Origin of the sequence: Shewanella sp. (assembly GCF_051658185.1) — a bacterium.
Lineage (GTDB): Bacteria > Pseudomonadota > Gammaproteobacteria > Enterobacterales > Shewanellaceae > Shewanella.
Genome location: NZ_JBOFMC010000385.1, coordinates 1 through 8,095, shown reverse-complemented (window position 1 = coordinate 8,095; position 8,095 = coordinate 1). Strand labels below are relative to the sequence as shown.

Genomic DNA, 8,095 nt, shown 5'->3' with positions numbered 1-8,095 from the left:
CCGAAGCCAATGGCGTGACCGACAATCCGTTAGTGTTCCAAGACACCGGTGACATTATCTCCGGCGGTAACTTCCACGCCGAGCCTGTGGCGATGGCCGCCGATAACTTGGCGATTGCGATTGCCGAATTAGGCGCGATCGCTGAGCGCCGTATCGCGCTGCTCATCGACTCTAGCCTGTCTAAATTGCCGCCATTTTTGGTGAAAAATGGCGGGGTGAACTCGGGCTTTATGATCGCCCAAGTGACCGCGGCAGCATTGGCCTCTGAAAACAAAACCTACGCCCATCCCGCCTCGGTAGACAGCTTACCCACCTCGGCCAACCAAGAAGATCACGTCTCCATGGCGACCTTCGCGGCGCGCCGTTTGCGGGATATGAGCGAAAACACCCGCGGCGTATTAGCGATTGAATTGTTAGCGGCCGCCCAAGGGTTGGATTTTCGTGCGCCATTAATGCCAAGCAAGGCGGTAGCACTGGCGAAGGCCGAGCTACGTGAAGTGGTGGCCTACTATGATAAAGACAGATACTTTGCGCCGGATATCGAAGCGGCCACGGATCTGCTTTACACCGCCAGCTTTAATGCGTACCTGCCCCAAGGTGTGCTGCCGAGCTGTTAACAGTTCGCGCGCATGTGCGTAGCCTAAAGCACAGGCCTTATGGCTTGTGCTTTTTGTTTTTTAAGGGGGGATTTTAGGCGCTTAGGGCGCGGGTGTCAGTGCGGCTGCATGGCGCTCATGGCGCTCATGGCTCTTATGGTGATTGGGCGCTGAATGCCTTAGAAGTTCATCCCCAGTCCGAGGGTGTAGTTGCTGTCTTTAATGTTGGTGATGTCGGTCTTGGTTTCGTTAAGATCGTACTTGAGGGTGAGGTAAACCCGCTGAGTTAATAGATACCTAAGCCCCAGCGTAGAGTTAGCAATGTAATCAATGCTTGGGATTTCAGGAAAGGCCATTTGCAGATCCGCATAGGTTTCAAGCTCGCCGCCGAGCCAATATTGCTTGTAGTTTAGCGCCGTCGCCCAGGCGTAGAGATCAAATTCAAAGTACGGGGTGTTTACCCAAAAGTGGTTGTAGGTGAGTACAAAGTCTAACTTGTTGCGGCCCACCCCCCAGAAACGGTGGCCCGGCCCAACGGCGATATAATAGTTTTTTTGTTGAGTGCTTAGGCGATCTTCCTCATAAAAATCTTCCTGACGTAGCAGCCAGTGTTCGCTTAGCAGATAGTCCAAGGTGTAGCGTCCTTCAAAGCTGTGACGCTTGGGGGTGCTTTCTTCGGTCTCGTAACGGAACTCGCCCTTAAGATCATGACGCCAATTTAAGCTTTGGAGCGTCATGTCACCCTTGGCGTGGAGCTTCTGGCTGTGGGTGGTATTTTGGGTAATGTCGATGGCGGCTTCAGCGCTGCCGCTGAGCAGCCAGTCGGTGCTTGCCTCAATGGCCGAGTATCTGATCTCGTTTAGCGGCGTTAGCTGTCCGTTAATGATGACAAACCGTGGCTCGCTGGCGGCGCTGATGGTGACATGTTCAAGTGAGCGGTTAACGCTCCAGTGTCGGCGCTCGTCGGTCTCAAGGCTGCTAATCGCGCTGCGTGCAAGGGTGATTTTCCCCGTATAGCTAGGCTTAAGTGTGAGTTGCTTGTCATCTAATTCAATGATTTCGCCTGTTATTCTGTCACCATTGATGAGAAATACGGTATCGGCGTAACCATATTGGCTTAGGATCGAAAGCGCAGCAACGAGGCTTGTGGTGAGATACGACTTCAGATTTAGCATCCTGTTTCTGCTGGCACAATGATAACTCGGTTCGGGCCATTTTAGCCTATGTTGCTTGCAACAAGGTAATCACATTTTATCAATATGTTCGAACAATGCTGATGCCCCTGTTTTGCCAATATGATGACTCCTTTGGCCAAGGTGAGGCTTAGCGCGATTCAATTTCAGTGATACTGATAGCAATCAGCTGTTGTTGCCATTGGGCTTTATCGATGCCGTCGACCCAAAGGATGCGGCTCTGGCGCTGCTCGCCTTTGCGTAAATAGGTTTCTGGCATACGCGCAATGGCTTGCCATATTTTGAGTTTTTCCGTTTTCAGTAGCGAGCCGTTATCGGCAAAGAAGCGAGCTTCTAGCACCACACTGGTCACATGCTCGCCGCTGGTGCTGGCCAGTTCAAACTGGAGGCCCAGTTGATCTTGGTTCCATTGACTGTTGGCTACGTTAACTTTGATGCCATCTTTGGCGGTGGCGCGAATGAGCGCGGAGTTCGCCATGGCCGACGCACTTAGGCGGGGGAGTGGCGGTGTGGATGCCGCCTCCGTGACGGGGCTACTGACGCTGGCTTGCGCGTCGGTGAGCACGTATTCCCAAGTAAAATCGTCTTTGAGTCTGACTTTGGCTCCATTGTCGAGGGTGATATGCGCCACATCTGCGGCGTGAACCCAGGGGGATAATGACAACAAGAGGAGTGCGCTGAGGCGATGTGGCATTGGCATTGGGATGGTGGCTCCGATAAGCGTCTGGATTGCGATTTTGCTTAAGATACACAATTTCGCGAGGAGTGGTCAGTGTCTAAGTGATGTTTTGGGGGAGAATGTGTGCCGCCGGGTTACGTGATGGCGATATAGGGTAAGGCGGCCCGTCATGGACCTTGGCTTAATGGAGCATGGCTTAATGGACCTTGGCACTCGCTGAGCTTGGCTCCGTAACGTGAGGAGGGTTGTCAAATCAACATGAAAGCATATTAAAAACGGGCTCGCGGTGGCATGCTAGCCCATGTTAATTCAGGGGCTGGCAATTGATGGCCTTAGTGTAATTTTCCTATGGTGTATGTTGGAGTGATATTGTGGATCAAGAAATCAGGCTTGAAATTTCCAAATGGTTGGCGGGCTTTGGGATTGATAGTCAGCCTTCGGATGCGATCTCCACGGCGATTATGATTTGTGCCTGTTTAGTGCTGGCGGCCATTGCCTATTTAGTGGTGCGCCGCGGGGTGATCCGCGCCGTTAATGCGGTGATCCAGCGTTCTAAGGCCACTTGGGACGATGTCTTTATGCGCTATAAGGTGCTTGAGAAGTTGGCGATGGTCGTGCCCGCTATCGTGTTGAATATCCTTGTGCCGATTGCGCTGACCGCCCATCCATTGTTGAGCGGCTTAATCGACCGATTATTGAGTATTTGGCTGGTGGTGCTGATGATCCGCGCGGTATACGCCGGCTTGGATGCGGTAGATGAAATCAGTGATATTAATCTGGTCAGTCGGCGTCTGCCGGTGAAAAGCTTTGTGCAATTAACCAAGCTGTTCTTATTTTTTGTTGGGCTGATTGTGTCAATCTCGATCCTCGCAGAGCAATCACCCGTGTATTTCCTCAGTGGTTTAGGGGTGGCCACGGGTTTTGTGATGCTGGTGTTTCGCGACACGATTTTAGGCTTTGTCGCCGGGATCCAGTTAGCGGCAAACCGTATGGTGAGCAAGGATGATTGGATCCAGATGGATAAATACGGCGCCGACGGTGCGGTAGAGGAAGTGTCGTTAACGACAGTTAAAGTGCGTAACTGGGATAAAACCATCACGATGATCCCTGCCTATGCGTTAGTGTCGGATGCGTTTCGCAATTGGCGTGGCATGTCAGAGTCGGGCGGGCGGAGGATCAAGCGGGCGGTGCATATTGATATTAACAGCATTGCGTTTTTGACGGAGGAGGATTGCGCTCGCCTGAGTAAAATCAACTGCTTAAAAGAGTATTTTCCGGCAAAAATCAGCGAAATTCAGGCATCTAATGCCAAAGTGTCTGATCTGGATATGAAGGTGAATGGTCGGCATTTAACCAATGTCGGTACCTTTCGCGCTTATTTGCAGGAATATTTACAGCGCCATGACAAGGTGCACAAGGGGATGACCTTGATGGTGCGTCAGCTTGCGCCGACCACCGAAGGGTTGCCGCTAGAAATTTATATCTTCACTAACGATACCCGCTGGGCATTTTATGAGGCTATTCAGGCGGATATATTTGATCATATTTATGCAGTATTGCCAGAGTTTGGCCTGCAGGCGTTTCAGGCGCCCACAGGCAATGATATCCGCAGCTTAAAATCAGTGAAGGTGGAGGGTTAATCTCGACCTAGCAGGACCGCGGCGAGGGTCAAAAATACGCCGCCGCTGGTGCGATCAAACCAATGCAGCTTATTGTTTGCCTTAAGGCTTGGGGCAAGGACGTTGGCCATGGAGGCGTAGATCATCACGAAGGCAAAATCCACCACGGCCCAAGTGAGTGCCAAAATGGTTAATTGCGGCAGCTGCGGCGCGGCGAGATTAATAAATTGTGGGAACAGCGCGGCAAAAAACAGCAAATCCTTGGGGTTGCTGATCCCCACCCAAAAAGCTTGCTTATAGAGTTGGAAAGCGCTGCCTTGCCCGGGAGCGGTGGCCATGGCAAGCGGCCGATCGTGAGGCGGGGTGAGTAGCAGCTTTATCCCTAAAAAGACGAGATACGCCGCGCCGCACCATTTCAATAAGGTAAAACCATACTCAGAGCTACCGATAATCGCCCCTAGCCCTGCGGCGGACGCCATCATGAGGATAAGGGCGGCGCTCACACTGCCAAGGCCGGTGGCAATGCTGCGCAATTTGCCAAAATGGATGCCGTGGGACATCGATAATACGGCGATGGGGCCGGGTGACATGCCAATCAATACAATGGCAAAAACATATAGTAACCAAGTCTCTATCTGCATAACTGCGCTCTTATTCGGGTAAGTGGTTCGGCTTAAGGTTTGGCATTGGGTGTAAAATCGGGGATATCCTTGGGGTGACGCCCCCGGATCTCACGGTAAAATGCGATGATGTCGATCATATCCCGCATCATGTCGCCGCTGGGCTGTAATGGTGCACGAATAATGATATTGCGGCGGCTAAAATCCAGACCCACAGCCACGATGGGCACCTTGGCTTGGCTGGCAATATAGTAGAACCCGCATTTCCAGCGTGTTACTGCGCTGCGGGTGCCCTCGGGAGCGAGGGCGAGCTTGTAGTCGGGCACGGTCGCAAATAGCTGTACCGCAGAATCCACTAAATTATTGTTTTTACGCCTGTCAACCGGGCTACCGCCAATGGCGCGAAACAACCATCCCCAGGGCGGAATAAACAATTGGTGCTTACCTAAAAAATGGATCCGCGTCTGTAAAGCGCCACGGGCGAGTACGCCGATGATAAAGTCCCAATTACTGGTGTGGGGCGCGACAATCACGAGGTATTTAGCCTGGGTTGGCAATGTGCCGACGATTTTCCAGCCGCTGAGGGTCAGTAGCCAGCGGCACAATGCGGCGAATCCTTGTTTGATCATGGGTTTTCCTATAAGCCGTTCCACGCCAAGGCGCAAGGCGGCGCGGTGCTGTTAATCTAAAGCCTAATAATATCATAACCTTGTTGAGGTGTTTTTGCTGCCTCATCCTCAATACTGGCGGCCAGACACTTAAGCGTTAGCCTGCGCCTAAGACGCCGCGCAGTAAGGTGCGACAGACAGTTAGGCACGACAATCTATTTCAAATTGCTGCTGACCAAGTTGCCGACCTTTGCCATCGTAACGCACCTCGGTAAATTGCAGTCGCCCTTGGGTATCTTGCAGTAACACGCTGGTGGAGCGTGTACCGTATTCTGGGTGGCGAATGTAAATCGCCGCTAAGCGCCGTTCCCATTCGAGTCCGACGCCAGTATTGGGCAGTTGGTGATCCTCGGGGCGAGATTCATCGCGCATCAGCTGGATAAGTGCGGCGACATCCAGGCGATCGGCGCCGTTGATCAAGGTTTCTAACGCCTGCTGGCCTTTAGCCATCTTGGGCCAAATATCATCAAGGGCACCATTACTTAAGGCATGAAAACCGGCGGTTAACTTTATCGTTTGCCGTTGCAGGCTGTTAAAACAAAAGAGCTCGTCCCCTTGGCCAAACACTAAATTAAAGGGCTGGTAATGATGGCAATTTTCGGCGAGCCAGTTTGGGCAAATCAGCGAGCCTGAATGGAGCGCTTTGACGATCAATTCGCCACGGCTACACATCGCCTCGCGGTGTTGCCGAGGGACGCGTAAGTTGGTGACGCCCGCAAGTTGCCCTTGGCGGTTGATGCCAAACCAAGTGCCGCCGGCCTGCAGGTCTTTGCCCGCGAGGATATTGTGCTCTGGCGGCCAAAAGTGTGCTGGCGCTGTGGGCCGGTGATGATACTCATCGCGATTAGCGCAAATGATCAGGGGGTAGCGTGGGTGGGCATTAAGGGCGATAAAGAGTATGCACATAGCAGGCTAAATTAAGCTGACGATAGCGTTAACTTAGCCTGTCTGGCTCGAAATGCCCAGTATTAGTGATGATGTTTATCTTTGCGTGGCGCCATAGCGGCATCGTGGCCATGATCATGACGATGACCATGCTCGGTATGGTCATGTTCAGTATGACTATGCTCAGCATGGCCATGGGGCGCATGGCTATGGCGCAATGCGTGATGGTGCTTAGGCTTACTGAGCATGAGGCGGCGTAAAAATTGGCGCGGCCCTAAGCGCAGCAAGCTGGCGGCAAACATGGCGGATAAGATCAGTAGCGCCACGAGGTTGACCATTTCTGGCAGCGTGATAAGTGAAAACCACAGCGGCAAAGCGCTCGCCGCCAGCAAAGCGAGGGCGATGATGGTAACCAAGGCCAGCCTTTGCGGCCACGTCATTAAGCTTAATTGGGCAATATTGAGAACCGGCGCGGCAATCAGCGGCAAGATGATTGCAATGGGGCTCCAGCCGCTATAGGCCAGCGCGAGTGCCAATACTGCCGCCCCTAAATTACAAAAGCGCATCGGCAAAAAGACCAGCAATAGGATAGCTACCTGCAGCATCGGGTGATTTAACGGCACCGAGGGATGGCCGATAAGATTGACCAGCACTAGGCTGAGTAAAATCCATGGCGCGCTGCGATCCACTAAATGGGCAAAGCCAAACCCGAGGGCGTTAATGGGCTGCGTGGGATGCGGATCGGTGATATCGACCTTGGCATAGGCAAGGTACACACTCAGCAGCAGGGTGACGCTAAGCTGCATCAGGGCTAACCAAGGTCCGAGTAAGAGGGTGGTGATCACCAGCGCCTCTGGGCCCGCTAAACGTTGTAACCAGCGACTGGCTAAACTGTGGTTATGCGGCGTGAGGCCCCATTTAAAACGTAGTGCAGCGGCGGCATAGCTCAGCAGTAGCACTGGCGCTAAGGTCAGCAACCAAGTCATTAATTGTTCAGTGGAGTGATCGTGATGGGCGTGGTCATGGCCACCGGTTTCCATCAATAGCAGGATCATCAGTAACCCAATCCCCATGAGGCTACCGATACCCGCTTGATACTCATGGCGCTGGGGGGTGGGGTGCTCGTGTGGGCCATGGGGCTGATGTAGCACCACATGCAAAATCGAGCCGGTGATAAAGGCCTGAAGATAAACAGTATCATCAAGGCTGACATAGGGTAAAAATTGCTCGCTGGCAAAGTAACCTAGGGCGGTAAACAGCATAATCACCGCAAATAACAGCAAGGTCCAACGGGCGCCAAGGTGCGGCTGCAAGACCCACCAAATGGCAAAACCAACCGGTAATTGGTGCAAGATCACGCCCAGGGCGAGCAGGATAGAGTTACCCTCCTGCTGCGCTAACACCATGGCGGTACCATCGGTGATGGTATGCAATAACAGGCCAGTGATACCTAAAAACAGGGTGAAGTTATGGGTCATTTCAGAATAGCGATGGAATAGCCGCTCGCTTGCGGTTGGGCCCCATAGCCCGAGAACGACAAACACCATCGCCAGTATGCCGCCATGCTCGAGTAATTCCGGCAAAATATGGATCAGCACTAATCCGCCGAGGCTGACGAAGATAAAGCCATCGAGCCCCTTTTGCAGTCCGCTGCTTGAGGCAAAGTAGCGATAACAAAGTGGCCCAATTAAGAGTGCAATACAGCTAGCAAGAAGATAGAGCATGGATCCCACGGAAATTTTGCTTAAAAAACGCCGTAGTATACCAGTTGCAGCGCAAATGAGCAGTGCCATACGGGTAATTTACCAAACTGACACGGCGAAGTGGCTGGCGTC

At 52.6% G+C, this 8,095-nt stretch carries 8 protein-coding genes; 2 read left to right on the top strand and 6 right to left on the bottom strand.

What is annotated here, in order from left to right; all coding sequences use genetic code 11:
• Nucleotides 1-617, top strand: a 617-nt coding sequence (locus tag ACRCZA_RS14425) for an aromatic amino acid lyase (protein ID WP_438675097.1), incomplete at its 5' end; no start/stop codon positions are given.
• A gap of 158 nt (nucleotides 618-775) precedes the next feature.
• On the opposite strand, the gene ACRCZA_RS14420 is transcribed toward ACRCZA_RS14425, so the two are convergent.
• Complete coding sequence (locus ACRCZA_RS14420) at nucleotides 776-1,771, bottom strand: DUF481 domain-containing protein (RefSeq protein WP_438675096.1); 996 nt, start codon at nucleotides 1,769-1,771, stop codon at nucleotides 776-778.
• A gap of 148 nt (nucleotides 1,772-1,919) precedes the next feature.
• A complete protein-coding gene (locus tag ACRCZA_RS14415; RefSeq protein ID WP_438675095.1) occupies nucleotides 1,920-2,489 on the bottom strand; it encodes a DUF3157 family protein in 570 nt (189 codons plus the stop codon).
• 350 nt (nucleotides 2,490-2,839) lie between these two features.
• On the opposite strand from ACRCZA_RS14415, the gene ACRCZA_RS14410 reads away from it, so the two are divergent.
• Complete coding sequence (locus tag ACRCZA_RS14410) at nucleotides 2,840-4,108, top strand: mechanosensitive ion channel family protein (protein ID WP_438675094.1); 1,269 nt, start codon at nucleotides 2,840-2,842, stop codon at nucleotides 4,106-4,108.
• Here the strand turns inward: ACRCZA_RS14410 and ACRCZA_RS14405 are convergent.
• From ACRCZA_RS14405 to ACRCZA_RS14390, 4 genes are all read right to left on the bottom strand, one after another.
• On the bottom strand, nucleotides 4,105-4,728 hold the full coding sequence (locus ACRCZA_RS14405; protein WP_438675093.1) for a LysE family translocator: 624 nt from the start codon (nucleotides 4,726-4,728) through the stop codon (nucleotides 4,105-4,107). The genes ACRCZA_RS14410 and ACRCZA_RS14405 overlap by 4 nt on opposite strands.
• A gap of 32 nt (nucleotides 4,729-4,760) precedes the next feature.
• The gene (locus tag ACRCZA_RS14400) at nucleotides 4,761-5,336 is read right to left on the bottom strand and encodes a lysophospholipid acyltransferase family protein (RefSeq protein WP_438675092.1); all 576 of its coding nucleotides are present in this window, start codon (nucleotides 5,334-5,336) and stop codon (nucleotides 4,761-4,763) included.
• A 180-nt stretch (nucleotides 5,337-5,516) separates the two neighbouring features.
• Entirely contained in the window at nucleotides 5,517-6,281 is a 765-nt protein-coding gene (locus tag ACRCZA_RS14395) for an NRDE family protein (protein WP_438675091.1), read from the bottom strand.
• 62 nt (nucleotides 6,282-6,343) lie between these two features.
• Entirely contained in the window at nucleotides 6,344-7,984 is a 1,641-nt protein-coding gene (locus tag ACRCZA_RS14390; protein ID WP_438675090.1) for a metal transporter, read from the bottom strand.
• Nucleotides 7,985-8,095: the final 111 nt, after the last annotated feature.